General features: G+C 76.4%; 23 protein-coding genes. 8 read left to right on the top strand and 15 right to left on the bottom strand.

Annotated elements, in window-relative coordinates:
- Nucleotides 1-4: 4 nt before the first annotated feature.
- The gene (locus JOE63_RS06685; protein ID WP_204540120.1) at nucleotides 5-1,381 is read left to right on the top strand and encodes an isochorismate synthase; all 1,377 of its coding nucleotides are present in this window, start codon (nucleotides 5-7) and stop codon (nucleotides 1,379-1,381) included.
- A 114-nt stretch (nucleotides 1,382-1,495) separates the two neighbouring features.
- Nucleotides 1,496-1,999: a GNAT family N-acetyltransferase gene (locus JOE63_RS20925; RefSeq protein ID WP_204540117.1), complete on the top strand. Its 504-nt coding sequence runs from the start codon at nucleotides 1,496-1,498 to the stop codon at nucleotides 1,997-1,999.
- 211 nt (nucleotides 2,000-2,210) lie between these two features.
- Here the strand turns inward: JOE63_RS20925 and JOE63_RS06675 are convergent, their stop codons facing one another.
- From JOE63_RS06675 to pdxR, 6 genes are all read right to left on the bottom strand, one after another.
- A complete protein-coding gene (locus tag JOE63_RS06675) occupies nucleotides 2,211-4,001 on the bottom strand; it encodes a S1C family serine protease (protein WP_204540116.1) in 1,791 nt (596 codons plus the stop codon).
- Nucleotides 4,002-4,084: 83 nt separating this feature from the next.
- On the bottom strand, nucleotides 4,085-6,031 hold the full coding sequence (menD, locus tag JOE63_RS06670) for a 2-succinyl-5-enolpyruvyl-6-hydroxy-3-cyclohexene-1-carboxylic-acid synthase (protein WP_204540115.1): 1,947 nt from the start codon (nucleotides 6,029-6,031) through the stop codon (nucleotides 4,085-4,087).
- A complete protein-coding gene (locus JOE63_RS06665) occupies nucleotides 6,028-7,029 on the bottom strand; it encodes an o-succinylbenzoate synthase (RefSeq protein WP_374059000.1) in 1,002 nt (333 codons plus the stop codon). The genes menD and JOE63_RS06665 overlap by 4 nt, the downstream gene beginning before the upstream one ends.
- Nucleotides 7,030-7,081: 52 nt before the next feature.
- Nucleotides 7,082-7,687, bottom strand: coding sequence for a TetR/AcrR family transcriptional regulator (locus JOE63_RS06660; protein ID WP_204540114.1), 606 nt, complete (start codon nucleotides 7,685-7,687; stop codon nucleotides 7,082-7,084).
- Between the two features lie 5 nt (nucleotides 7,688-7,692).
- Entirely contained in the window at nucleotides 7,693-8,016 is a 324-nt protein-coding gene (locus JOE63_RS06655; RefSeq protein ID WP_087471249.1) for a DMT family transporter, read from the bottom strand.
- 64 nt (nucleotides 8,017-8,080) lie between these two features.
- The gene (gene pdxR, locus JOE63_RS06650; protein ID WP_204540113.1) at nucleotides 8,081-9,559 is read right to left on the bottom strand and encodes a MocR-like pyridoxine biosynthesis transcription factor PdxR; all 1,479 of its coding nucleotides are present in this window, start codon (nucleotides 9,557-9,559) and stop codon (nucleotides 8,081-8,083) included.
- A 67-nt stretch (nucleotides 9,560-9,626) separates the two neighbouring features.
- On the opposite strand from pdxR, the gene JOE63_RS06645 reads away from it, so the two are divergent.
- On the top strand, nucleotides 9,627-10,652 hold the full coding sequence (locus tag JOE63_RS06645; protein WP_204540112.1) for a DMT family transporter: 1,026 nt from the start codon (nucleotides 9,627-9,629) through the stop codon (nucleotides 10,650-10,652).
- A gap of 5 nt (nucleotides 10,653-10,657) precedes the next feature.
- Nucleotides 10,658-11,677 (top strand): 1,4-dihydroxy-2-naphthoyl-CoA synthase, encoded by a 1,020-nt coding sequence (locus JOE63_RS06640; RefSeq protein ID WP_204540111.1) that lies wholly within the window; start codon nucleotides 10,658-10,660, stop codon nucleotides 11,675-11,677.
- Between the two features lie 8 nt (nucleotides 11,678-11,685).
- Here JOE63_RS06640 and JOE63_RS06635 read toward each other — a convergent pair whose 3' ends face one another.
- Together JOE63_RS06635 and JOE63_RS06630 are read right to left on the bottom strand one after the other, a co-directional pair.
- On the bottom strand, nucleotides 11,686-11,943 hold the full coding sequence (locus tag JOE63_RS06635) for a hypothetical protein (protein WP_204540108.1): 258 nt from the start codon (nucleotides 11,941-11,943) through the stop codon (nucleotides 11,686-11,688).
- Between the two features lie 139 nt (nucleotides 11,944-12,082).
- Nucleotides 12,083-13,159 carry a DUF3048 domain-containing protein gene (locus JOE63_RS06630; protein ID WP_087471243.1) on the bottom strand — a complete coding sequence of 359 codons (1,077 nt, stop codon included), beginning with the start codon at nucleotides 13,157-13,159 and terminating at the stop codon, nucleotides 12,083-12,085.
- A 98-nt stretch (nucleotides 13,160-13,257) separates the two neighbouring features.
- Here JOE63_RS06630 and JOE63_RS06625 point away from each other — a divergent pair, with 98 nt between their 5' ends.
- Together JOE63_RS06625 and JOE63_RS06620 are read left to right on the top strand one after the other, a co-directional pair.
- On the top strand, nucleotides 13,258-14,520 hold the full coding sequence (locus JOE63_RS06625) for an AMP-binding protein (protein WP_204540103.1): 1,263 nt from the start codon (nucleotides 13,258-13,260) through the stop codon (nucleotides 14,518-14,520).
- A gap of 51 nt (nucleotides 14,521-14,571) precedes the next feature.
- Nucleotides 14,572-15,441 (top strand): 1,4-dihydroxy-2-naphthoate polyprenyltransferase, encoded by an 870-nt coding sequence (locus tag JOE63_RS06620; protein ID WP_087471241.1) that lies wholly within the window; start codon nucleotides 14,572-14,574, stop codon nucleotides 15,439-15,441.
- Nucleotides 15,442-15,477: 36 nt separating this feature from the next.
- Here the strand turns inward: JOE63_RS06620 and JOE63_RS06615 are convergent, their stop codons facing one another.
- A complete protein-coding gene (locus tag JOE63_RS06615) occupies nucleotides 15,478-15,816 on the bottom strand; it encodes a DUF4229 domain-containing protein (RefSeq protein WP_087471240.1) in 339 nt (112 codons plus the stop codon).
- A gap of 31 nt (nucleotides 15,817-15,847) precedes the next feature.
- Here JOE63_RS06615 and JOE63_RS06610 point away from each other — a divergent pair, with 31 nt between their 5' ends.
- Nucleotides 15,848-16,318 carry a PLD nuclease N-terminal domain-containing protein gene (locus tag JOE63_RS06610; protein ID WP_087471239.1) on the top strand — a complete coding sequence of 157 codons (471 nt, stop codon included), beginning with the start codon at nucleotides 15,848-15,850 and terminating at the stop codon, nucleotides 16,316-16,318.
- 111 nt (nucleotides 16,319-16,429) lie between these two features.
- Here JOE63_RS06610 and ccsB read toward each other — a convergent pair whose 3' ends face one another.
- The 6 genes from ccsB to JOE63_RS06580 all read right to left on the bottom strand — a co-directional run bounded on the left by ccsB (nucleotide 16,430) and on the right by JOE63_RS06580 (nucleotide 22,257).
- Nucleotides 16,430-17,482, bottom strand: coding sequence for a c-type cytochrome biogenesis protein CcsB (gene ccsB, locus JOE63_RS06605; protein WP_204540101.1), 1,053 nt, complete (start codon nucleotides 17,480-17,482; stop codon nucleotides 16,430-16,432).
- A 3-nt stretch (nucleotides 17,483-17,485) separates the two neighbouring features.
- Entirely contained in the window at nucleotides 17,486-19,366 is a 1,881-nt protein-coding gene (gene resB, locus JOE63_RS06600) for a cytochrome c biogenesis protein ResB (RefSeq protein ID WP_087471237.1), read from the bottom strand.
- 1 nt (nucleotide 19,367) lies between these two features.
- Complete coding sequence (locus tag JOE63_RS06595) at nucleotides 19,368-20,123, bottom strand: cytochrome c biogenesis CcdA family protein (RefSeq protein WP_087472802.1); 756 nt, start codon at nucleotides 20,121-20,123, stop codon at nucleotides 19,368-19,370.
- Nucleotides 20,124-20,224: 101 nt separating this feature from the next.
- Nucleotides 20,225-20,857 (bottom strand): TlpA family protein disulfide reductase, encoded by a 633-nt coding sequence (locus tag JOE63_RS06590; RefSeq protein ID WP_087471236.1) that lies wholly within the window; start codon nucleotides 20,855-20,857, stop codon nucleotides 20,225-20,227.
- 127 nt (nucleotides 20,858-20,984) lie between these two features.
- Nucleotides 20,985-21,656: a histidine phosphatase family protein gene (locus JOE63_RS06585; RefSeq protein WP_087471235.1), complete on the bottom strand. Its 672-nt coding sequence runs from the start codon at nucleotides 21,654-21,656 to the stop codon at nucleotides 20,985-20,987.
- Between the two features lie 70 nt (nucleotides 21,657-21,726).
- Nucleotides 21,727-22,257, bottom strand: a complete 531-nt coding sequence (locus tag JOE63_RS06580; RefSeq protein ID WP_087471234.1) for a MarR family winged helix-turn-helix transcriptional regulator — start codon at nucleotides 22,255-22,257, stop codon at nucleotides 21,727-21,729.
- A 171-nt stretch (nucleotides 22,258-22,428) separates the two neighbouring features.
- Between JOE63_RS06580 and JOE63_RS06575 the strand changes: the two genes are divergently transcribed.
- Complete coding sequence (locus tag JOE63_RS06575; protein ID WP_087471233.1) at nucleotides 22,429-22,980, top strand: YceI family protein; 552 nt, start codon at nucleotides 22,429-22,431, stop codon at nucleotides 22,978-22,980.
- The last annotated feature ends 68 nt before the right edge of the window (nucleotides 22,981-23,048 follow it).

Here is a 23,048-nt window from a genome sequence, read left to right as displayed (position 1 = left end):
GGCGATGACTGCAGAACCGTCGGCCACGGCCGCACAGCCCCACCCCAGGCCGAGCATCGTCGTGCGGACCACCCGGATCCCCGACCTGCCCGGCGGACTGGACGCCCTCGTCGACCTCCTGCCCGACGTGCGGCCCCTCGCCTGGGTGCGGCGGGGCGACGGGATCGTGGGCTGGGGCGAGGCGCTGCGGCTCGAGACGTGGGGGCCCGGCCGGTTCGCCGACGCGGAGGCCGCGTGGCACGAGACCCTCGCGCGTGCGGTCGTGCGCGACGAGGTCGGTCTCCCGGGAACGGGGCCGGTCGCGTTCGGCTCGTTCGCGTTCGACGACTCCGCGCCCGGCGACGACGCCCACGACCCGGTCCGCGCGGGCGGGGTGCTCGTCGTGCCGCGCGTCGTCGTCGGCCGGCGCGACGGCCGGGCGTGGCTCACCACCGTCGACACCGCCGGGTCGCTCTCGTCCTCCCCGACGGACGCGCTGCGCCGCACGCCCCGCGCGCCCGTCATGTCGCCCGGCGAGGTGGCGTGGCACGACGGCGCGCTGCGGGCCGACGACTGGGCCGCGGTCGTGGCGGAGGGCGTCGAGCGCATCCGCTCGGGCGCGCTCGAGAAGGTCGTCCTGGCGCGGGACGTCGTCGCGCACACGGCGGAGCCCGTCGACCCGCGCTGGCTGCTCGCCCGCCTGGCGACGGCGTACGAGGCGTGCTGGACGTTCTCCGTCGACGGCCTCGTGGGCGCGACGCCCGAGCTCCTGGTCCGCAGCGAGAAGGGTCTCGTCACGTCGCGCGTGCTCGCGGGGACGATCCGCCGCGGCGGGTTGTCCGACGACGAGGCGCTCCTGCGGGCGGCCCAGCTCGCCCGGTCGTCGAAGGACCTCGAGGAGCACGAGTACGCCGTGCGGTCGGTCGCGCAGGCGCTCGCGCCGTTCTGCTCGTCGATGAACGTCCCCGACGCGCCGTTCGTGCTGCACCTGCCGAACGTCATGCACCTCGCGTCGGACGTGACCGCGGTCCTCGCGCGGGGAGCGGTCGCCCCCGGCTCGTCGGGCGGTGCGGCGGCCGGGCCGACGAGCCTCGCGCTCGCCGCGGCCCTGCACCCGTCGGCGGCCGTGTGCGGCACGCCGACGAGCGTCGCGCGCGACGTGATCCGCGAGATCGAGGGCATGGACCGTGGTCGGTACGCCGGGCCGGTCGGGTGGCTCGGCGCGGACGGCGACGGCGAGTGGGGCATCGCGCTGCGCTCGGCGGAGCTCTCGGCGACGGACCCCCGGTCGGTGCGGCTGTTCGCCGGCTGCGGGATCGTCGCCGCGTCCGACCCGGCGGCCGAGGTCGCCGAGTCGGAGGCGAAGCTCGAGCCGATGCGCTACGCGCTCGGCGGGGCCTGACGGACGCGGGGCGCCGACCGCCGCGGGCCGGCGTGCGGAACGTCACCCCCGCCGACTTTCGACCGCCACCCGGACGACCGGGCCCGGCGCCCGCGGCGCTGCTAGGTTCGGGAGGTGTCCGACTCCTCCCAGTTTCTCCGTCCCCGCCCCGCCGCCCCGTCCGGCGTGCTCGTCCGTCGGGCCATCGTCGCCGACCGTGACGCCGTGTGGCCGCTCGTCCTCGAGCTGCCCCGCCACGACCCCGAGCGGGAGGCGTACGAGCGGTCCTTCGGCCCCCTGCTCGCGGCGCTCGACACGTACTTCGCCGTGGCCGAGCTGCCCGACCACGGGGTCGTGGGCTACCTGCTCGCGAACCGGCACCTGACCTTCGCGTCCAGCGGCGTCGTCTGCCGGGTCGAGGAGGTCGCCGTCCTTCCGTCGCACCGCCGCCAGGGCATCGGCCGCCTCCTCCTCGAGAGTGCCGAGGAGTGGGCGGCGGAGGTGGGCGCGCGCCGCGTCGGCCTCGCCACGGGGCTCTCCAAGGAGTTCTACGTCTCCGGCGGCTACGCCGAGACGGCCGGCTTCTTCACCAAGCGCGTGGAGGCATCGTCGGCACCGGACGTCGCGGTCACCGACTGAGCGGGCACCACCGACGACGAGCGGCCGGCACGGGGATCCGTGCCGGCCGCTCTGCGATGGCCCGACCGTGGGGGGACGTCCGCGGTCCGGTCACCCGCCCGTCGCGGTCAGAGGTCGCGACGGGACGTGGCGCGGGGTGCGGGTCGCGCGTGCCGGCACGACGACCCGCCCCCGCAGATCGGGGGCGCCCCTCGCGGGGCGCCCGTCAGGGTCAGCCCTGGCCGCCGAAGAACCAGTCGAACGGGTTCGGCACGTTGCCCGGGTCGGTCGGGTCGGTCTGCTGACCCTGGTCGCCGCCCTGCTCGCCACCCTGGCCGGGGAGCTGGCCCTGACCACCCTGGCTGCCGTCCTGGCCCGGGAGCTGGCCCTGACCGTCCGGCGAGCCCTGGCCGGTGGTCTCGTCGTCCGCGGGGCGCGTCGCGAGGGTGACGTCGAGCTCGAGCGTCTTGCCGTCGCGCACCACGGTCAGCGTGGACTTCGCGCCCGCGGCGCGCTCGCGGACGAAGGCCGTGAGCGACTCCGCGCCGCCGACGGCGTGACCGTCGATCTCGACGACCACGTCGCCGGACCGGATGCCGGCGTCGGCCGCGGGCGACCCGTCGGTCACCTCCTGGACCTCGGCGCCGCGGCGCGTGACGCCGTCGGCGGTCGCGGTGGCGTCCGCGAGCGTCACGCCGAGGAACGCGTGCTCGGCGGTGCCGTTCTCGATGAGCTGCTCGCTGATGGACTTCGCGAGGTTCACGGGGATGGCGAACCCGAGACCGATCGAGCCGGACTGGGTGCCGCCGCCCGACAGCGTCGCGATCGACGACGTGATGCCGATGACGCGACCCTGCGCGTCGAACAGCGGGCCGCCGGAGTTGCCGGGGTTGATCGCGGCGTCGATCTGGATGGCGTTCGTCACGACGGACGTGCCGCCGTCCTCGCCCGACGCGGAGACCGGGCGGTCCACGGCCGACACGATGCCGGTCGTCGCGGTGTTCGCGAGTCCCAGCGGGTTGCCGACCGCGAGGACAGACTCGCCGACGCTCACGTCGTCGGAGTCGCCGAGCGTCGCGGGCTGGAGGTCGTCGGGCGCGTCGACGAGCTGCACGACGGCGAGGTCCGTCGCCGGGTCGAGCCCGACGATCTTCGCCTCGAAGAGGCGGCCGTCGCTGAGCGTCACCTGGACGGTGTCGTTCTCCGCGCCGGACACGACGTGGTTGTTCGTCAGGACGTGGCCCTTGTCGTCGATGATGACGCCCGACCCTTCGGCGCCGCCCTGCTGGGTCTGCACCTGGATCGCGACGACCGACGGGGAGACGGCCTTCGTCACGGACTCCCAGTTGGGGTTCTGCGAGGACGAGTCGGAGACGGGCGCGGCCGTGTTCTCCTGGTGCTGGCCGACGTCGGCGAGCGACGCGGTGTCCTGGTCGGGGCTGAACGCACCGGTGAGACCGGCCGTGCCGACGCTCGCGAGGACCGCGGCCGCGGCCGCCGCGCTCACGACCGGCACCCACGTGCGCCGACGCCTCGGGGACTCCGCCCCGTTCTGCGCGGTCGGGACCGGCGGCGCGGGCGGCGGGCCGTAGGCGCCCGACGGCGCGTGCGGGCCGGCGGGGGTGCCCTGGGCGGGACGTGCGTACGGGTTGGGCATCGGCGTCGCGGCCGCGTGTCCCGACGGCGCGGGCCGGGGCGGCGCGACGTGCTGCACGTGCTGCGGCGCGGCGAGCGGCTGCGTCGGGTGCGTCATGGGGTGCGCGGGCGCCTGCTCACCGGTGGCGGCCGGGGCGGCGCTCGGGGTCGGCGTCGTGACGGGGTTCGTCGCCGCGGGCAGCGGCTGCGTCGCGCCGACCGGGGCGAGCGGCTGCGTGGGCGTCTCGACGGCGACCGTCGCGGCGCGCTCCGCGGCGGCGGGCGTCGTCGCAGGGGTCGCGGGTGCAGGCGTCGTGGGCGCCGCGGCGGCCGGGGCGTCGGTGGTCGGCGTGGTGGGGGTGGGCTCGGTGCCCGGGGTGTGGGTCATGGTGGGCCTCCTCGTTTCTGCCCACTACTTCACACCTGCGCGCTTGAACGACGCTTGAACGAGCCTGGGAGTTTCCTGCGAGTTCAGGCGAGCGCCGCTCGCACCGCCTCGTGGACGCGCCCGGCGAGACGCTGGCCCGCCGCGCGCCGGTCGGCGCGGGGGACGCGCACCTCGAGCACCTGGACGCCGTGGCTCGGTGCGGCCAGCGCGTGCCGCAACGACGGGACGTCCTGCACGAGCTGGTGGTCCACGCCGTACCCGGCGCAGAGCTGGGCCAGGTTCGCCCCGTGCGGGGTCGCGAAGACCCGCTCGAACGTGCGGCCCGCCGCCTCCGACGTCTCCCCGAGCCCGCCCGGCTCGAGCCCCGCGAAGATCGAGCCGCCGTCGTCGTTCACCACGACGAGCTGCAGGTCGACGTGCGGCTCGTGCGGACCGCGCAGCAGGCCGCCCGCGTCGTGGAGGAACGTGAGGTCGCCGAGCAGCGCGCGCGTGCGCCGGTGCGGGCGGGCGGTGGCGACGGCCGCGCCGAGCGCCGTGGACACGGTGCCGTCGATCCCGGCGAGGCCGCGGTTCGCGAGGACGCGCGGCGCGTCGACGTCGAGGCCGAGCACGAGGGCCAGGTCGCGCACGGGGTTGGACGACCCCACCACGAGCAGGTCGTCCGGCCCGCACGCGCTCACGACGGCACGCGCCACGCTCGGGCCGTCGGTCAGCGACCCGTCGGTCGCCGCGGCGACGACCTCCGCGGCCGCTGCCGACGCCCTGCGCCAGCGCGCGAGCCACCCCGCGTCGGTCGCGTGGCCCGACGCCGGCCCTGGCGCGGGCTCGGCCGGGTCCGGGGTACCCGGGCGCGGGTCGAGCCACCGCTCGGGTACCGCCGTCAGGACCGTCGACGCGTTGCGCGCGGCGTCGGGCCACGGGCCGGCGCCCGGCGCGACGACGCTCACCTCGACGTCGGGCCGCCCGAGCAGGCGCTGCACGGGCCGCGAGAGCGTCGGGCGGCCGAGCACGACGACGTGCTCGACGCCGTCCACGAGCGCGTCGACCCCGAGCACGAGCGCGTGCGCGACGACCAGGTTCGGGCCGCCCGCCGCCCCCGACGACGGCTCCGCGAGCAGCGGCCAGCCGCGCGCCTCGGCGAGGTCGCGGGCGACACGGCCCGCCCCGTCGCCCGCGACGACGACGGTCCGCACGCCGGGGACCGGCACGGCGACGGGCGCGACCGACGCGCCGACGAGCGCGGCGTCGTCGCGCGGCTGCGGGCCCGACGGCACGGCGGCGGGCAGCACGACGGCCGCGCGGACGCCGCGCGGGTCGGGACCCGGCGCGGCGAGCGCGTCGATGCCGGCCGCGACGCCGGGGACGAGGGGCTCGCGGTACGCGAGGTCGAGGTGGACCGGGCCGGGGTGCCCCGAGCGTGCGCCGACCGCCTCGGCGAGCGCGCGCGTCGCGACGGCGACGAGGTCGCGCACCTCACCCGGGCGGCCGTCAGGAGCGGGGACGTCCGCGGCGAACCGCACGGCCGGTCCGAAGATCCCGGCCTGGTGCGTCGTCTGGTTCGCGCCCGTGCCCCGCAGCTCGTGCGGCCGGTCGGCGGTGAGGAGCACCAGCGGGACGCCCGTGTGGTGCGCCTCCAGCACCGCGGGGTGCAGGTTCGCGACGGCCGTCCCGGAGGTCGTGACGATCGCGACCGGCCGGGGCAGCGCGACGCCGCCGTGCACGACCGGCCCCGCGCCGCGCGAGAGGCCGACGGCGAGGAAACCGGCCGCGCGCTCGTCGACCCGCACGTGCAGCGTGAGGTGCCCGAGGTCGGACGCCGCCGCGAGCGCGTAGGCGAGCGGTGCGCTGCGCGACCCCGGCGCGAGGACCACGTCGGCGACGCCCGCGAGCGCGAGGCGGTGCACGAGGGCGAACGCGCTGCGCACCGCGGGCGGTTGCGCGTCCGTGCCGTCGAGCAGCGGGTCGAACGCGGTCGCACCGTCGCGCGGTGCGGCGGCGCCGGGGCCCGGTGCGCCGGCGGGCGCGCTCATCGCGCACCCCCCGTGAGCACCAGGCCGGCGACGCGATCGAGCCGTTCGCGCCAGCGCCGGTCGGTCTCGTCGTCGGCCGCGGTGGCCGCGAGCGCCGCGGCAGAGGGCTCGGGGCGGACGACGGGAAGCGCACCGTCGACGGGCACGAGCGGCGGGTCGGCCACGTCGGCGACGAAGAGGTTGACGGTCGCGAGCCCGCACGCGTAGGGCAGCGCGGGGAGCGCGGCCGCGAGCGCGACGCCCGCGGCGATGCCCACGGACGACTCGAGCGCGGACGACACGACGACGGGCACGCCGACCTGCCCGGCGAGGTCGAGGCACGCGCGCACGCCGCCGAGCGGCTGCACCTTGAGCACGACGACGTCCGCGGCGTCGGCGCGCACCACCGCGAGGGGGTCCGCGGCCCGGCGGACCGACTCGTCGGCGGCGACCGGTACCGCGGCGTCGCCCCGCTGCCCGCGCCGCACGGCCGCGAGCCCCGCGACGTCGGCGCACGGCTGCTCGACGTACTCCAGCCCGCCCGCCGCGCGGTCGAGCGCGGGGAGCCGCCGCAGCGCCTCGTCGACGTCCCACGCGCCGTTCGCGTCGATCCGCACGCGCCCGCCCGGGCCGAGCGCGTCGCGCACGGCCTCGAGGCGCGCGACCTCGGCTCCCAGGGGTTCGAGCGCGCCGTCCGGCCCGCGCTGCGCGACCTTGACCTTCGCGGTGCGGCACCCCCCGGACGCGGCGACGAGCTCGCGCGCGCGGTCGGGCCCGACCGCGGGGACGGTGGCGTTGACGGGCACGCGGTCGCGCACGGCGTCCGGCCAGCCCTCGTGCGCGGCCTCGTGCGCCGCGCGCAGCCAGGCGGCCGACTCGGCGTCGTCGTAGTCCCAGAACGGGGAGAACTCGCCCCAGCCGGCCTCCCCGCGCAGCAGCACGCCGTCGCGCGCGTCGAGCCCGCGGAACCGCGTGGTCAGAGGGGTGCGGTAGACGACGGTCTCGAGAGGGTCGGGCACGCGTTCCAGGCTAGGCCACCGCGGGCGGTCCCACGTCGCCGGGGGTGGGCCGTCAGCTCGCGCGAGGGCGGCCCACGAGCTCGCCGACGAGCTGCACGGCGAGCGCGCGCACGTCGTGGCCCTCGCTCAGCGCGCTCACCGCGGCGCCGTCCACCACGGCGATGAGCAGCCCGGGCGGCACGCTCGCGAGACCACGCACCGCGAGCAGCTGACCGACGGCGTCGTCGAGCCCCTGCCTGCCCTCGCCGTAGGCGCGGGCGAGCGCCGGGTAGCGGCCCGCGCCGACGAGGTGCTCGTAGAAGCCGCGCAGCTCGCTCTCGCCCCCGGGCGGCAGGACGGCGTCGACGAGCACGTGCGCGTCCTGGCGCGCGCGGTCCCCGCCGCGCGCGGCCCGTTCGGCCGCGCCGCGCGCGTGGGCGGCCCACCCGGCGACGACGACCTCGCCGGCCGCGCCGATGAGGTCGTCGAGGCCGGTGAAGTAGTACGTCGTGGCGGCGAGCGGGACGTCGGCCCGGGACGCGACGGCCCGGTGGGTCACCGCGGCGGGCCCCTCCTGGAGGATGAGGTCCGCGGCGGCGCGGACGATCGCGTCACGGCGCGCCACGCCGCGCGCCTGGCGACGCGGCGCGGGCCGCGGGTCGACGGTCTCGGTCGGCATCGGTGTCAGTGCCCTCCCCCGGAGAGGTTGAGCCCGACGACCCCCGCGACGATCAGCACGAGGGAGACCACCTTGAGGATCGTGACGGGCTCGTCGAACAGGACGACGGCGAGGACAGCGGTCAACGAGGCACCGATCCCCACCCAGACACCGTAGGCCACGCCGACGGGCAGCGACTTCAGCGCGATGCTGAGGCCGACCATGCTCAGGACGAGCATGACGACGAACGCGACGCTCGGCCAGAGCTTGGTGAAGCCGTGCGACGCCTTGAGGCTCAGGGCCCAGCCGGCCTCGAGCATGCCGGACACGATGAGGACGATCCATGCCATGGGGAGACTCCCTCGGGGTCGACGCACCGGGTGGCAGGGCCCGCCGTCGTGCGCAGAACTGGTACTAACGTACCAGTTTGTGGTCGCTCGTCAAGACGGCGGCCCGGAGGACCTCCACGACCCGCGCGACCTCGGCCTCGCGGACGCGCGCCGTCCCGACGACGACCCCCGGTTCCGTGCGGTCCACCCCCGTCCCGCTCAACGGCTCGGCCGGCACCCCCGCCGCGTGCAGCCCGTCGAGCGCGGCACGCTCGGCGGCGGGGCCGGGCAGCGGGACGACGAGGTGCAGGCCCGCGGCCACTCCCCCGACCTCGACGCCCGGCAGGGCGTCGCCGAGCGCGTCGAGCAGCGCACGACGACGCCGCTGGTACACGAGCCGGGCCCGGCGCAGGTGGCGCTGGTAGGCGCCCGACCCGAGCAGCGCCGCGAGCGCCGCCTGCTCGGGCACCGACGTCCCGAGGTCCGCGTGCCGCTTCGCCTCCACCAGCGGCCCGACGACGCGCGGCGGCGCCACGACCCAGCCGAGCCGCAGCGCGGGCGAGAGCAGCTTCGACACCGAGCCGAGCAGCACCACGCGCTCCGGGTCCAGGGCCTGCACCGAGGCGACCGGCTGCCGGTCGTACCGCAGCTCGGCGTCGTAGTCGTCCTCGAGGACGAGGCGCTCGCCCGCCGCGGCCCAGGCGAGCAGGGCACGCCGTCGCGCCGGGGCGAGCACGACCCCGAGCGGGAACTGGTGAGCCGGCGTCACGAGGACGGCGCGCGCGTCGTCGGGCAGCAGGTCCGCGCGCAGACCGTCGGCGTCCACGGGCACGCCGACCGTGCGCAAGCCCGCGTCGCGCAGCAGCTCGAGCGCCCCGCGCGACGACGGGTCCTCGACCGCGACGCGCACGGGCTCCGCGGGTCGCGCGCCCGCGACCCGGCCCGCGGCGAGCAGCCGGGCGAGGAGGGAGAGCGCCTGCGCGACCCCGCTCACCACGACCACGTCCTCCGCCGCGACGTGGGCCCCCCGCGCGCGGCGCAGGTGGACCGCGAGCGCCTCGCGCAGGGCCGGCAGCCCCTGGGGATCCGGGTAGCCCAGGTCGGCGTCGGCCAGCCCTCGCACCCCGTCGCGCACGGCGCGCGCCCACGCGGCACGGGGGAAGAGCGCGGGGTCGGGCGTGCCGACGCTCACCGGCCGCGCCCCCGGCACCGGGCGGGGCCCCGTGTCGGGCTCGACGCCGGGTGCCGCACCGGTCGGGCCCGCCGCGGCCGTCCCCGCACGGCCCGACGGCGGCGCGGGCAGCGCCGCGACGACCACCCCCGAGCGGGGCCGGGACACGAGCAGCCCCTCGCCGACGAGCACGTCGACGGCGGTCGTCACGGTGCCGCGCGAGACGCCGAGCGCCGCCGCCGCGTCGCGACTCGAGGGGAGCACGACGCCCGCCTCGAGGCGCCCCTCCACCACGGCCGCGCGCAGGCCGGCCTGCAGCCAGCGGCCGACGTCACGCCCCGGACGCGGGCCGAGGGCGAGCAGCAGCGCGTCGGGCTCGGTCCGGGTCGTCATCTGGCCCAGTGAACCAGGCGCGATCTGGACCTGCACCCTGGACCAGGGACGTCTCTACGGTCGACGCATGACCCTCCCCGCCCCTCGCTCTCCCCACGGCGTCCCGTCCGACGGCGGCGACCGTGCGCCCGACCGCCCCGCCGCGACGCGGTCCGGGGACCTCCGGTGCGCCGTCGGCATGGTGGTCGTCGGCTCGTCGTTCGTCGCGTCCGCCGCCCTCGCCGACTTCCCGGTGCTCGGCGGGCAGGCCGCGCGCTACGCCGTCGCGGCGCTCGTCCTGCTCGCCGTCCTCGCCGCGCGCCGCACGCCATGGCTCCTGCCGTCGCCGCGCGCGCTGCTGCGCCTCCTCGCGCTCGCCGCGACCGGGCTCGTGGGCTTCAGCGTCCTCGTCGTCGAGAGCGCGGGCCGCGCGGACCCGTCCCTCGTCGGGGCGGTCGTCGGCGCCTCGCCGGTCGTGCTCGCGGCGGCGGCCGCGCTCCGCGCGCGTCGGGTCGCGGTCCGGACCCTCGCGGCGGCCGTCGTGGTGACCGTCGGCGTCGTGGTCGTCGAGGGCGGCGGCGCCGGTGACCCGGTCGGCGTCGCGCTCGCGCTCGGGGCGCTCGCGTGCGAGGTGTGCTTCTCGCTGCTCGCCGTGCCGCTCCTGCCGACGCTCGGCGCGCTGCGCGTCTCCGCCTACGCGTGCGTCCTGGCCGTCCCGCAGCTCGCCCTGCTCGGCCTCGTCCGGCAGCAGGTCTCGGGGCAGCCGTTCCTCGTCGCGCCCGACGCCGCCGAGCTCGCCGCGCTCGCGTACCTCGCCGTCGTCGTCACGGCCGTGGCGTTCCTGCTCTGGTACTCCGGGCTCGCCACGATCGGACCGGCGCGGGCCGGGCTGTTCGCGGGGCTCCTGCCCGTCGCGGCGCTCGCGACGTCGGTCGCCCTCGGGTTCGAGGCGCTCGACGCCCGCTCCCTGGTCGGGACGCTCGTCGTCGGGGCCGGCCTCGTCCTCGGCCTCGCGGCACCGCCGCGGGGAGCCGACGCCCCGGCGCCCTCGCCCCGCGCCGAGCAGCGGGCGCCCGCGCAGGGCGCGGGCCTCGCCCCGCAGCGGCTACCGTGACGATCGTGAGCAGCACCGAACCCACCCCCGCCGTCCCCGCCGACGACCCGCGCGCCCACGCGCTCCCCCGCCAGGTGTCCGAGACGTTCGACCCGCGCGCGTGGCGCGACGTCGCCGGGTTCGAGGAGCTGACCGACGTCACGTACCACCGGGGAGTGGAGCGCGACGCGGCCGGGGCCGTCGTGCGCGACCTGCCCGTGGTGCGCGTCGCGTTCGACCGGCCCGAGGTGCGCAACGCGTTCCGCCCCCACACCGTGGACGAGCTGCACCGCGTGCTCGACCACGCGCGCATGACGTCCGACGTCGGGACGGTGCTCCTCACCGGCAACGGGCCCTCGCCCAAGGACGGCGGGTGGGCGTTCTGCTCGGGCGGCGACCAGCGGATCCGCGGGCGCTCCGGCTACCAGTACACGACCGCGCCCGACGGCGGCGGCGAGGTGCACACGCGCGACGCCGTCGACCCGGGACGTGCGGGGCGCCTGCACATCCTCGAGGTGCAGCGGCTGATCCGGACGATGCCCAAGGTCGTGGTCGCGGTCGTCAACGGGTGGGCGGCTGGCGGCGGGCACTCGCTGCACGTCGTCGCGGACCTGTCGATCGCGAGCCGTGAGCACGCGCGGTTCAAGCAGACCGACGCGAACGTCGGCTCGTTCGACGGGGGCTACGGCTCGGCGTACCTGGCGCGGCAGGTGGGGCAGAAGCGAGCGCGGGAGATCTTCTTCCTCGCGCGGGAGTACTCGGCGCAGGACGCGTACGAGTGGGGGGCGGTGAACGAGGTCGCGGACCACGCGGACCTCGAGGCGCTCGCGATCGAGTACGCGCGGGTGATCGCGACGAAGTCGCCGCAGGCGATCCGGATGCTCAAGTTCGCGTTCAACCTCGCGGACGACGGGCTCATGGGCCAGCAGGTCTTCGCGGGCGAGGCGACGCGGCTGGCGTACCTCACGGACGAGGCCGTGGAGGGGCGCGACGCGTTCCTCGAGCGGCGCGACCCGGACTGGGGCCGGTTCGGCTACGCGTTCTGACCTGCGGGTCAGGAGCCGCCGACGAGGCTCGTCAGCATCTCGATGAGGCCGCGGCCGACGAATGCCGCGGCGACGGCGAGGCCGAACAGGAGCCCGACCGAGATCGCGACGGGCGCGGCCGAGCGGGCGACGCCGGGCTCGTCGTCGCGCGGCGTGCGCGGCGCGTAGGACGGCGGGAGCTGACCCTCGGTCGAGCGCTGCGGGGCTCCCTCGCCGGAGGAGCCGGGGTGGGACGGGTGGACGGGGTGCGGGACGAAGGTTGCCATGACTCCACGGTGCCGCCCGGGAGCCCCTCGCCGCGTCGGCCCCGCGGCTCGACCTGCGTGCCCGCCGGTCCCCCTCGGGGCGGAGCGGTCGTACGCCGTGGGGAGGACCCGGGAGGCCGCCGCCGGACGAGAACGGCCCTCAGGAGATCTCCCAGCTCCCCGACCCGATCGGCACGAGCTCGATCCACGAGGCACCGGGCTCGAGCTCGACCGGCGCGCCGTCCGCCCCTGTGAGCACGAGCGGGGCGTCGACCGCCTCCTTGGACCACGACACCGCCACCTGCTTGCCGCCGCTCGCGACGACGCCCTCGCCGGTCCCGACGAGCTTCGTCTCCGGGACGGGCACGCCGGCGGGGTCCTTGAACGGGGTGTTCTCCATCGTCGCGGCGAGCAGCACGACGTTCGTCGCCGCGAGCCGCACCTCGTCCGACGACACGGCCGGGGTGTCGCCCTCGCTGCGCACGTAGCGCCCCTCGTCGGCGTTCCACTCCCACACGGCGCGGCTCGCGTGCGTGAGCCGGACGTCGAGTCGCGTCGCGGGCGCGCCCGCCACGGTGGCCGTCGCGGTCCCCGGCTCCCGGGCGAAGACGAGCTGGGCGGGCGGGGGCGAGGTGCGGTCGCCGTCGGCCTGGGCCCAGAACTCCTCCGGGCTGCCGTACACGTTGTGCGGCGCCCGGCGCGCGCGGGTCGTGGTGAACCCGTCGTCGCCGTGGTCCATGACGACCGACTGGATGCCCGCCGCGCCGACGGCGTCGACGAAGGGCTCCTGGCCGCCGGTGTACGCGAGGATCCCGTGCAGCGGCCCGACGATCGCGGGGTCCATGGGTCGCACCGACCGGACGGGTCCCACGCTCTCGGGGACCTGCGAGTGGTAGACGGCGACGAAGCGCGTGATGCCGCCCTCGACGACCTCCTCCCACACGACGTCGGCCTGCTCCAGGCCGGTCTGCGGGCGCGCCTGGGGCGCGTTCTCGATCTTCACCGCGAGCGCCGGCCGGTCGGCGACCTCCTCGGCCGCGACCCCGGTGAGCGGCCAGACGAGCGGCACCTCCGGAGTCGGCGGCGCCCCCTTGTCCGCGGACACGTCCGCGTCGACCGTCTCCGTGGTGGGTGCTGCCGGTTCGCCGGAGCACCCCGCGAGCAGGACCGTCGCCGCGGCGAGCGTGGCGACCAGCCCCGCCCGGAGCGCGCCGGACCCTCGTCCCGTCCTCGTCATCCTCGACCTTCCCGTCGGCCCAGGACCCGGTCCTGGGGCAGCCCCTGCGACGGACGTGCGTTTCCCGGCCACCCTACGGCCCGGCCTACGCTGATCCGGTGAACCGCGCCGTCGTCCCCGCCGATCTCGACGCCCTGGTCTCGGCCGTCGGCGCCGCGCTCGACGGCGCGGGGCCCCCGGTGGCGCCCGTCGCGCTGCTCCCCCGGCCCGGGCGCCCCGACGTCGCCCCGGGCACCGCGCTCGTCCTGCGCACGTCGGGCTCGACGGGCGAGCCGCGCGAGGTCGTGCTGTCCGCGGCCGCGCTGCGGGCCTCGGGCGCCGCGACGCACGAGCGACTCGGCGGCCCGGGACACTGGCTCCTCGCGCTCCCCCCGACGCACGTGGCGGGCGTGCAGGTCGTCGCCCGTGCGCACGCGGCCGGGCGGGGCCTCACGGTCGCGCCGCCGGACGAGCCCTTCACCCCCGCCGGATTCGCGGCGCTCGTCGGCCGCACCCCGCCCGCCGAGCGGCGGTACGTCTCGCTCGTCCCCACGCAGCTCCACCGCCTCCTCGCCGCGGCGGACGCGGGCTCCGACGGCGGCACGGCGGGCCTCGACGCGCTCTGCGGCCTCGACGCGGTCCTGCTGGGCGGGGCCGCCACGCCTCCGGCCCTGCTGCGCCGCGCGCGGGCGGCGGGCGCGCGCGTCGTGACCACGTACGGCATGACGGAGACGAGCGGCGGGTGCGTGTACGACGGCGTCCCGCTCGCGGGGGTGCACGTGCGGCTCGGCGCGCCGCAGGAGGGGACGGACGCCCCGGGAGGGACCGCGGGCGTCGTCGAGCTCGCCGGGCCCGTCCTCGCGGACGGCTACCTCGGTGACCCCGACGCGACCGGGCACGCGTTCCGCACCGACGACGACGGCACGCGCTGGTTCCGCACCAGCGACCTCGGCCGGCTCGACGAGCCGCCGGACCGGCCGACGCTCACCGTGCTCGGCCGGGCGGACGACGTCGTCGTCTCGGGCGGCGTCAACGTCGCGCCGGCGGCGGTCGAGGCCCTCGTCGGCGAGGTGGACGGCGTGGGCGAGGCGTGCGTCGTCGGCGTGCCGCACCCGGAGTGGGGGCAGGAGGTCGTCGCGGTCGTCACGACCACCGGGACGACGCCCCTCGGCCCCGGGCACGTCGCCGGGGACGCGGTCGCGGACGCCCCGGCCGCGCTCGTCGCCGCCGTCCGGGACCGCGTCGCGGATAGGCTGGAGCGCGCGGCCGCACCGCGTCGCGTGCTCGTCGTCGCGGAGCTCCCGCGCCGCGGGCCCGGCAAGGTGGACCGCGCCGCGGTGGCGCAGCTCGCCGTCGGGCACCTCCAGGTCTCCCCTGGTTGAGCCGCACGGTCCCACCCCCCTGCACGACCCGCACGACCGAGACGGAGCACCATGGCCAGCACCACCGAGTGGGTCGCAGGCGCGCGCCCGCGCACCCTCCCCGCCGCCGCCACGCCCGTCATCGTCGGGTCCGGCGCCGCGGCCCAGGTGGACGGCTTCGCCTTCTGGCCCGCGCTGCTCGCCCTCGGCGTCGCGCTCGCGCTCCAGGTGGGCGTGAACTACGCCAACGACTACTCCGACGGCGTGCGGGGCACCGACCTCGACCGCGTCGGCCCGATGCGCCTCACGGCGACCGGCGCGGCACGGCCGGGCCAGGTGCGCGCCGCGGCGTTCGGCGCGTTCGGCGTCGCCGCCGTGCTCGGGCTCGTGCTCTGCGCGGTGACCGGCCACTGGTGGCTGATCGCCGTGGGCGCGCTCGCGATCCTCGCGGGCTGGTACTACACGGGCGGCCGCAACCCCTACGGCTATCGGGGCCTCGGCGAGGTCGGGGTGTTCCTGTTCTTCGGTCTCGTGGCCACGCTCGGCACCACCTACACCCAGGCGGGCGTGGTCACGTGGCCGTCGGCCGTCGGCGCGGTCGCGGTGGGCCTGCTCGCGTGCGCGATCCTCATGGTCAACAACATCCGCGACATCCCGACCGACGTCGTCGCGGGCAAGCGGACCCTCGCGGTCCGGCTCGGCGACTTCCGCGCCCGCCGGGCCTACGTCGCGATGATCTGGGTCCCGCTGCTGCTGGCGGTCGTGTGCGCGTTCGCGGCGCCCTGGTCGCTCGCCGTCCTGCTGCTCCTGCTGCCCGCGGTGCTGCTCACGGTCCCGGTGATCGCGGGCGCGCGCGGGCCGCTCCTCGTGCCGGTGCTCGCCGGGACCGGGCTGTTCGAGCTCGCGTACGGCGTGCTCCTGGGGGTCGGGCTCGCGCTCTGAGCGCGTCCCGACCTGCGCCGGACGGCGCCGGAGGGCTCAGCGGGCCGACGACGCCCCGGGCTGCTCGGTCGGCGTCGCGTCCGCGCCGGACGAGGCCGCGTCCTCCTGCGCGTCGAGGGCCGCGTCCTCGGCCGCGGCGTCGTCCTCGATCTCGCGCGAGAACCGCTCGCCCGTCCGGGCGCGGTGCTCGGCCCGCTCGGCGAGGTAGCGCGACGCCGCCTCACGGGGCCCGCGCAGGGTCAGGTACGACAGCATGAGCGCGACGACCGCGGCGACGAGGACGAGCAGCCAGCCCCGGAGGCCGGCGAACCAGAGCACCCCCAGCGCGGCGGCGAAGAGCAGCAGACGCAGGACGGAGTAGATCACGACAGGCACGAGTCCAGGGTACGGCCCGTAGGCTGGAGCCATGCTTCGCGTGCTGCTCCCCCTCATCGCCGTCGGCCTCGCGGTCTACGCGCTCGTCGACCTCGCCTCGAGCGACGAGGAGGAGCGCGGCGGCATCCCCAAGGGGCTGTGGATCGTCCTCATCATCCTGCTGCCGTTCCTCGGTCCGATCGCCTGGATCCTCGTCAAGCGCTCCGCGGGGCGCTCGGGCTCGCGGTACGCGGCCGGCCGCCCGTCGGGCGGCTCGTCGAACGGCGGCACGCGCCGGCGCCGCAACGCCCCGGTCGCGCCCGACGACGACCCCGAGTTCCTCTGGCGGCTCGAGCAGCAGCAGCGCCGCCAGGCGCGCGACGACGCACCGTCGCCCGCCACGGACGACGCTCCCCCGGCGGCCGGGGACACGACGGAGGACGGCCGGACCGAGGACGACGGCGACGCACACCGTCCCGGAGCGAGCAACGGCTCCGACGACGGCGACGACACCGCTCGCTGACCGACCCACCGCGCACAGGTCGAGCGCTGCCTCCGCGGTCGAGCGCTGCGTGTCTGGACGCAGCGCTCGCGCGGGGACGCAGCGCTCGATGAGGCTCGGTGCCGGACCGGGTCAGTCGCCCGGGTTGAGGCCCGAGTACGAGTGCTTGCCGTTGAAGAGCAGGTTCACGCCCGTGAAGTTGAAGAGCACGCACGCGTAGCCGACGATCACGAAGTACGCCGCCCGGCGCCCGGACCAGCCGCGGGTCGTGCGCGCGTGCAGGTACGCCGCGTACACGATCCAGACGACGAAGCTCCAGACCTCCTTGGGGTCCCAGCCCCAGTAGCGGCCCCAGGCGTGCTCGGCCCAGATCGCGCCGCCGATGATGGTGAACGTCCACAGCACGAACGCGACCGCGTTGAGGCGGAAGCTCAGCGCCTCGAGCTGCAGCGGTCCGGGCGTCGAGTCGAGCCACCGCCAGCCGCGGGTGCCGAGGAACGCGTTCCCGGAGTCGCGCGAGTCGCGCAGGAGCTGGAGCACCGACGTGACGAACGCGACGGTGAAGATGCCCGTCGCGATGATCGCGACCCCGACGTGGATGACGAGCCAGTAGGACTGGAGCGCGGGCTGCACGCCGGTCGCGGCGACGAAGAACGCGTTCTGCGCGAGCACGAGGAAGAGCACGGCGAGGCCGGTGACGAACGACCCGAGGAAGCGCACGTCCCGCTTGAGCGACACGGCCAGGAACACCGCGAGCGCGACGAACGCACCCACGAGCGTGAACTCGTACATGTTGGCCCACGGCGTGCGGCCGGCGGCGATCCCTCGCGTGACGATCGCGACGAGCAGCAGCGCCGTCCCGAGCCACGTCAGCGAGATCCCGATGTTCGCCGCCTTGCGCGACGGCTCGGGCGCCGCGACCGCGTCGGCCGTCGCGTCGTCGGCGGTGCCGGACGCGTCCGGGCCGTACGGCGAGGCGGACGACGCGCCGGCGCCCGCGAGCACCTCGGCGCGGTCGGCGTCCTGCACCCGGGCGTCGGCCCGCTCGCCGGCGCGCACGGTCGTCGGCTCGGCGTCCACGCGTCCGGCGAGGCGCGCGAGGTCGATCGCGAACGCCACCAGCGCCACGGTCAGCGCGGTCGCCGCGGCCCAGACGAGGTCCTGGCTCAGCTCGGCTACGGTCATCGGTCAGCCTTTCGTGCGCGGTCGCGCGGTCGGGTCCTGTGCGGGACGCGCGGTGGGACGGGTGCGGTCGGCCGGTGCGCGTCCCGGCGACGAGGTGAGGTCACCCTCACCCGATGGTGCCACGCCCGGGAGCGCGGCGAGAAGCGAGTCCACCTCGCCCTGGAGCCCGGCGTCGTCCCCGCGGGCGAGGCCCGCGACGGCGACGACGGTGCGCTCGCGCGGGGCGTCCTCGCCCGTCCCGGGCACCTCCTCGCGCCACGCGCGCACCCACACGCGGCGGCGCGGGGTGAACAGCGAGACGGCGAGGCCGGTGAGCGCGCCGAGCGCGAACACGAGCACCCACGTGAGCGACGGGTCGTGGCGCAGGTCGAGCGCGACGTAGCGCGGCAGCGAGTCGAACGTGATCGTGCCGAGGCCGTCGGGCAGGTCGACCGTCTCGCCCGGGGCGACGAGCAGCTTCACGCGGTCGCCGTCCTCGTCGACCGACGGCGTGAGGTCGTCGGTGTCGAGGCGGTAGACGTTCTGGGGCAGGCCCTCGTCGAGGCCCAGGTCGCCCCGGTAGACCTCGAGCACGAGCAGGGGGTTGATCGGCTGCGGGTACACCGACGCCGCGGTCTCGCCGTCCTCGCTGAGCTGGGCCGTCGGCAGGAAGTACCCGACGAGGCCGATCTGGTCCAGGCCGGAGGACACGTCGGGCACCTTGATGACGCCGCGCGAGGTGTACATCGTGTCCTCGGGCAGGAACGGCACGCGGCCGGAGAACGCGACCTCGCCGTCGGCGTCGTGCACCGTGACCTCGGGCGCGAACCCGTTGCCCTGGAGGTAGATCTTGGCGCCGCCCGCGGTGAGCGGGTGGTTGACCTTGATGGTCTCCTCGTGGGACTCGCCGTCGGGGTCGCGCACGGTGACCGTCGCGGTGAAGTCGCGCGACTGCGCGAACGCGACGGAGTCCTGGGCGAACTCCGACTCGAACGCGTCGAGCGTCATCGAGAACGGGACGAGGGACGACGGCCGGAACCAGGCGCCGTTCTCGAACGTGTCGTAGTCGACGACCGCGTTCGCGAACCCACGCCCCTCGGTGACGATCGCCTGGCCGCGGTAGTGGAGAAGCTGACCGGTCGCGACGGCGACCAGGAGGCCGACGAGCGACAGGTGGAACAGCAGGTTCCCCGTCTCGCGCACGTAGCCCCGCTCGGCGGACACCGTGCGTGCCGCGGGACGCGCGGCGGCGCGACCCCGTGCCGGGGCCGCCTCCTCGGTGCCCGTGTCGACGCGGAACGTCGGCAGCCGGCGCAGGCGGCCGCGCAGGTGGGTGCTCGCCGCCGCGACGACCTCGTCCGGGGACGCGTCGGTGACGGCGCGCGCCTGCGCGGGGAAGCGGTCGAAGCGCCGCGGCGTGCGCGGGGGGCGCGTGCGCAGGGCCTGCCAGTGCGCCTTCGTGCGCGGCAGGATGCACCCGACGAGCGAGACGAACAGCAGGATGTAGATCGCGGAGAACCACACCGACGCGTAGACGTCGAAGAACCCGAGCCGGTCGAGCCACTCCCCCGTCGTGGGGTTCTCCTGCAGGTAGCGCAGCACGGCCGCCGGGTCCTGCGGACGCTGGGGCAGGACGGAGCCGGGCACCGCCGCGACCGCGAGCAGCATGAGGAGCATGAGCGCGACGCGCATGCTCGTGAGCTGGCGCCAGGTCCAGCGCAGCGTGCCGCGCCACCCGAGCCTCGGGAGCGCCGGGGCCGCACCGGGTGCCCCGTCACCCGGGTTCCGACGACCGCCGTCGTCGCCGCCCGTGGAGAACGCGTCGTCGATGCCCTCGGGGTGGTAGCCCACCGGCCCGCCGGCCTGGTTCCCCGTCTTCTCGGCCTTGCCGGTCCGCTCGGTCATCTCACACCACCGTCACGTATCCGCCGATCCAGCCCTGCAGCGACGTCGTCCACGTCGTCCACAGGCCCGTGACCAGCGCGAGGCCGATGAGCACCAGCAGGCCGCCGCCGATCCGCATGATCGCGAGGCGGTGCCGACGCAGGAAGCCGAGCATGCGCTGCGAGCTCTGCAGCCCGAGCGCGATGAGCAGGAACGGCACGCCCAGCCCGAGGCAGTAGGCGACCCCGAGGACCGCTCCCCGCCCCGCCGACGCCTCGCTCAGCGAGAGCGCCTGCACCGCGACGAGGGTCGGGCCGAGGCACGGCGTCCAGCCGAGCCCGAACACGACGCCGAGCAGCGGGGCGCCCCAGAGCCCGGCCTGCGGGCTGAGGTGCAGGCGCCGCTCGCGCTGCAGGAACGGGACCGCTCCCATGAATGCGAGGCCCATGAGGATCACGACCACGCCGAGCACGCGCGTGATGACGTCCTCCCAGCGGACCAGGTGCACGCCGATCGCCCCGGCCGCGAACATGAGCGCGACGAACACGAGCGTGAACCCGGCGACGAAGAGCCCGACCCCCGCGAGGACCCGGCCGCGGCTCGGCGCCGCGACCCGGGTGGCCGTCGTCGTGCCCCCGGACGCGCCGCGAGCGTTCCCGGCGTTCGCCGCGGCCATGCCGGAGACGTAGCCCACGTAGCCGGGCACGAGCGGCAGCACGCACGGCGACGCGAAGGAGACGAGCCCGGCGAGGACCGCCACGGGGACCGCCAGCAGCATCGACCCGCTCCAGACCGTCGTGGCGAACGTGTCGCCGACGCCGGTCGCGGCGGGGGCCGTGGCGGCGAGGGAGCCGGCGAGGGACACGAGGGTGACCACGGTCAGCCGGCCGCCTCGTCCTCGGCGAGCACGTCGTCGACGAGCGCGCTCAGGGTCGAGCCCTCGGCGAGCCCGATGACGCGCGCCGCGACGCGGCCCTCGCGGTCGAGCACGACGGTCGACGGGACGGCCTGGAGCGGCACGGTGCCGGAGAGCGCCGCGACGACCTCACCGCTGCGGTCGTCGATCGACGGGTACGGCACCTCGAACCGGCGCTGGAACGCCTGCGCGGCGCCTGCCTCGTCGGTCGTGTTGATACCGAGCACCTGCACGCCGTCGTCGGCGCGGTCGTTCGCGAGGGCCACGAGGTCGGGCGCCTCCGCCCGGCACGGCGCGCAGGCGGCGTACCAGGTGTTGAGCACGACGACGTCGCCCAGCCAGGCGCTCGTGTCGACCGCCTCGCCCTCGTAGTCGGTGCCGGTGAGCGCGACGACGTCCCCCCGCTCGCCCGCGTCCCAGGTGCGGACCGAACCGTCGCCGGAGACGTAGCCCTGCCCGACGACGTCGGTCGTCGCCCCGGAGTCCTGGGCGCAGGCCGCGAGGCCGAGCGTCGCGGCGAGCACGACGCCCGCCGTGAGCGCGCGACGGAGGGGCGGGAGGGCGCGCGCGTCACGCGCGCGCGAGCTGGCGGTCACAGCGGCATCACGGGAGGCACCCTGCCCGGGGATCCTGGACGCCACCTGGGAGACGTGACCTCCGCCACTCCCGAACGGGACGGTTCGGGCGTCCGGACGGCGCCGACGGGGCGAGACATGACCGACGTCACGCCCCCGCGACGGTCGCGGCGCCCGGGAGGAGGTCGGCGACCGGCTCGGAGTAGTGCAGGCCGACGAGGCGGTCGTCCTCGAAGTGCAGCGACGTGAGCGACGCGAGCGAGCACTGCCGCTTGCGCGGGTCGTGCCACAGGCGGCGGTTCTCGAAGCTCAGGCGCGTGAGCCACACGGGGAGCTGGTGGCTCACGAGGAGAGCCTCGTGGCCCGCGGCCTTGTCCCGGGCGTCGGCGACCGCGGCGCGCATGCGCGCGACCTGCTCGGTGTACGGCTCGCCCCACGACGGACGGAACGGGTTCCACAGGAAGCGCCAGTGCTGCGGGTGGCGCAGCGACCCGTCCCCGACGCCGAAGGTCATGCCCTCGAAGTGGTTCGCGGCCTCGATGAGCCGGTCGTCGGTGCCGAGCTCGAGCCCGAACGCCTCGGCGGCGGGCGTGGCCGTCTCCTGGGCGCGCTGGAGCGGCGACGCGACGACGACGGTGAGGTCCGCGCGCGGGCGCGACGCGCCGTCGGGCCCGGGCTCGCCCGCGAGGTGCGCGGCAACGCGGCGGGCCATCTCGTGGCCCCGCTCGGAGAGGTGGTAGCCGGGGATGCGGCCGTAGAGGACGCCGTCGGGGTTGTGGACCTCGCCGTGGCGCAGGAGGTGGACGATGGTGGAGACCATGCGCACCAGTGTCCCGCACTCCCGGCCCTGACCGGCACCTGCGGGGCAGCGGCTCCCGGAGCGACCCGGGTCAGGTGTCGCGGTCGGCCTTGCACGCCTCGGCGACGGCCGCCATCGCCTCGCCGAGCGCGCGGAACTGCTCCGGCGTGAGCACGTCGACCATGAACCGGCGCACGGCGGCCACGTGCGCCGGCGCGGACGCCACGAGCACGCGGTAGCCCTCGGCCGTCATCTCGCAGTTGACCCCGCGGCGGTCGCCCGTGCTCGCCGAGCGCCGGACCAGGCCGCGCGCCTCCATGCGCGCCACGGTGTGGGTGACGCGGCTCCGGGACCGGGCCAGCCCGTCCGCGAGCGCGGACATGCGCAGCGTGTGGTCCGGGCTCTCCGAGAGCCGGACGAGCAGCTCGTACTCGTTGAGCGACACGTCCGACCGCTCCTCGTGGTCGCGCCCCAGCGACTCGATGAAGCGCACGGTCCCGTCGAGGTAGGCGCGCCACAACCGCTGCTGCTCGGGATCGAGCCAGCGGGGCTCCTCGCTCGCGGTCGCGGCGGTGCTGCGGGCGGTCGTCGTCGGCTGGGCGTCGACGTCGTTGCTGGTCATAGGTCCTCGGGCGCTGGCGGACGGGGGCGGGTTCAGGGGTGGAACCTCGCCGAACATTGTTCCATCCCACCGGGAATAGACGGATCACCCCCTGCTGTTGATACGCTCGTACGAAGTTGAACCTTCAACCATGTTCGGTCCTCCGGGACCTCGACCCCTTCAGGAGCACCCATGGCCACGCCGCTGCCCGCCGGGCTCAACGCCGGTACCTACGCCCTCGACTCGTCCCACTCGCAGGCGGCCTTCACGGTCCGCCACGCCGGCATCTCCAAGGTGCGCGGCACGCTCGCCATCACGGCCGGCACCATCACCGTGGGCGACGACCTCGAGTCGACCTCCGTGACCGCCGAGCTCGACGCGGCGTCCGTGAGCACGGGCGACGCGAACCGCGACAACCACCTGCGCAGCGCGGACTTCTGGGACGCCGAGAACAAGCCGACGTGGAGCTTCACGTCGACCAGCATCTCGGGCGACGGCGACGACTTCGTCGTGGCGGGCGACCTGACCATCAACGGCGTGACCAAGCCGGTGGAGCTCGAGACCGAGTTCGCGGGCACCGCGACCGACCCGTTCGGCAACCCGCGCGCCGGGTTCGAGGCGAAGACCGAGATCTCCCGCAAGGAGTTCGGCCTCACCTGGAACGCCGCGCTCGAGACCGGCGGCGTGCTCGTGGGCGACAAGATCAAGATCGCCCTCGACGTCTCGGCCATCAAGCAGGCCTGACGACCGTCCCCCGGGACCCTTCCCGGGACGACCGGCACCCCCGGCAGGGGTGCCGCCCCGAGGGGCCG

The sequence above is a fragment of the Cellulosimicrobium cellulans genome, from assembly GCF_016907755.1.
In the GTDB taxonomy this organism is placed as follows: Bacteria; Actinomycetota; Actinomycetes; order Actinomycetales; family Cellulomonadaceae; genus Cellulosimicrobium; species Cellulosimicrobium cellulans_D.
The sequence above is the reverse complement of the archived record's forward strand: the minus strand, read 5'-3'. Positions and strand labels throughout refer to the sequence as shown.

Excerpts from the sequence above, each read along its gene's own strand:
- JOE63_RS06685 (WP_204540120.1), top strand. The coding sequence starts at position 5 with ATGACTGCAGAACCGTCGGCCACGGCCGCACAGCCCCACCCCAGGCCG.
- JOE63_RS06675 (WP_204540116.1), bottom strand. The coding sequence starts at position 4,001 with ATGACCCACACCCCGGGCACCGAGCCCACCCCCACCACGCCGACCACC.
- menD (WP_204540115.1), bottom strand. The coding sequence starts at position 6,031 with ATGAGCGCGCCCGCCGGCGCACCGGGCCCCGGCGCCGCCGCACCGCGC.
- JOE63_RS06660 (WP_204540114.1), bottom strand. The coding sequence starts at position 7,687 with ATGCCGACCGAGACCGTCGACCCGCGGCCCGCGCCGCGTCGCCAGGCG.
- JOE63_RS06655 (WP_087471249.1), bottom strand. The coding sequence starts at position 8,016 with ATGGCATGGATCGTCCTCATCGTGTCCGGCATGCTCGAGGCCGGCTGG.
- pdxR (WP_204540113.1), bottom strand. The coding sequence starts at position 9,559 with ATGACGACCCGGACCGAGCCCGACGCGCTGCTGCTCGCCCTCGGCCCG.
- JOE63_RS06645 (WP_204540112.1), top strand. The coding sequence starts at position 9,627 with ATGACCCTCCCCGCCCCTCGCTCTCCCCACGGCGTCCCGTCCGACGGC.
- JOE63_RS06635 (WP_204540108.1), bottom strand. The coding sequence starts at position 11,943 with ATGGCAACCTTCGTCCCGCACCCCGTCCACCCGTCCCACCCCGGCTCC.
- JOE63_RS06630 (WP_087471243.1), bottom strand. The coding sequence starts at position 13,159 with ATGACGAGGACGGGACGAGGGTCCGGCGCGCTCCGGGCGGGGCTGGTC.
- JOE63_RS06620 (WP_087471241.1), top strand. The coding sequence starts at position 14,572 with ATGGCCAGCACCACCGAGTGGGTCGCAGGCGCGCGCCCGCGCACCCTC.
- JOE63_RS06610 (WP_087471239.1), top strand. The coding sequence starts at position 15,848 with ATGCTTCGCGTGCTGCTCCCCCTCATCGCCGTCGGCCTCGCGGTCTAC.
- ccsB (WP_204540101.1), bottom strand. The coding sequence starts at position 17,482 with ATGACCGTAGCCGAGCTGAGCCAGGACCTCGTCTGGGCCGCGGCGACC.
- resB (WP_087471237.1), bottom strand. The coding sequence starts at position 19,366 with ATGACCGAGCGGACCGGCAAGGCCGAGAAGACGGGGAACCAGGCCGGC.
- JOE63_RS06595 (WP_087472802.1), bottom strand. The coding sequence starts at position 20,123 with ATGCTGCTGGCGGTCCCCGTGGCGGTCCTCGCCGGGCTCGTCTCCTTC.
- JOE63_RS06585 (WP_087471235.1), bottom strand. The coding sequence starts at position 21,656 with ATGGTCTCCACCATCGTCCACCTCCTGCGCCACGGCGAGGTCCACAAC.
- JOE63_RS06580 (WP_087471234.1), bottom strand. The coding sequence starts at position 22,257 with ATGACCAGCAACGACGTCGACGCCCAGCCGACGACGACCGCCCGCAGC.
- JOE63_RS06575 (WP_087471233.1), top strand. The coding sequence starts at position 22,429 with ATGGCCACGCCGCTGCCCGCCGGGCTCAACGCCGGTACCTACGCCCTC.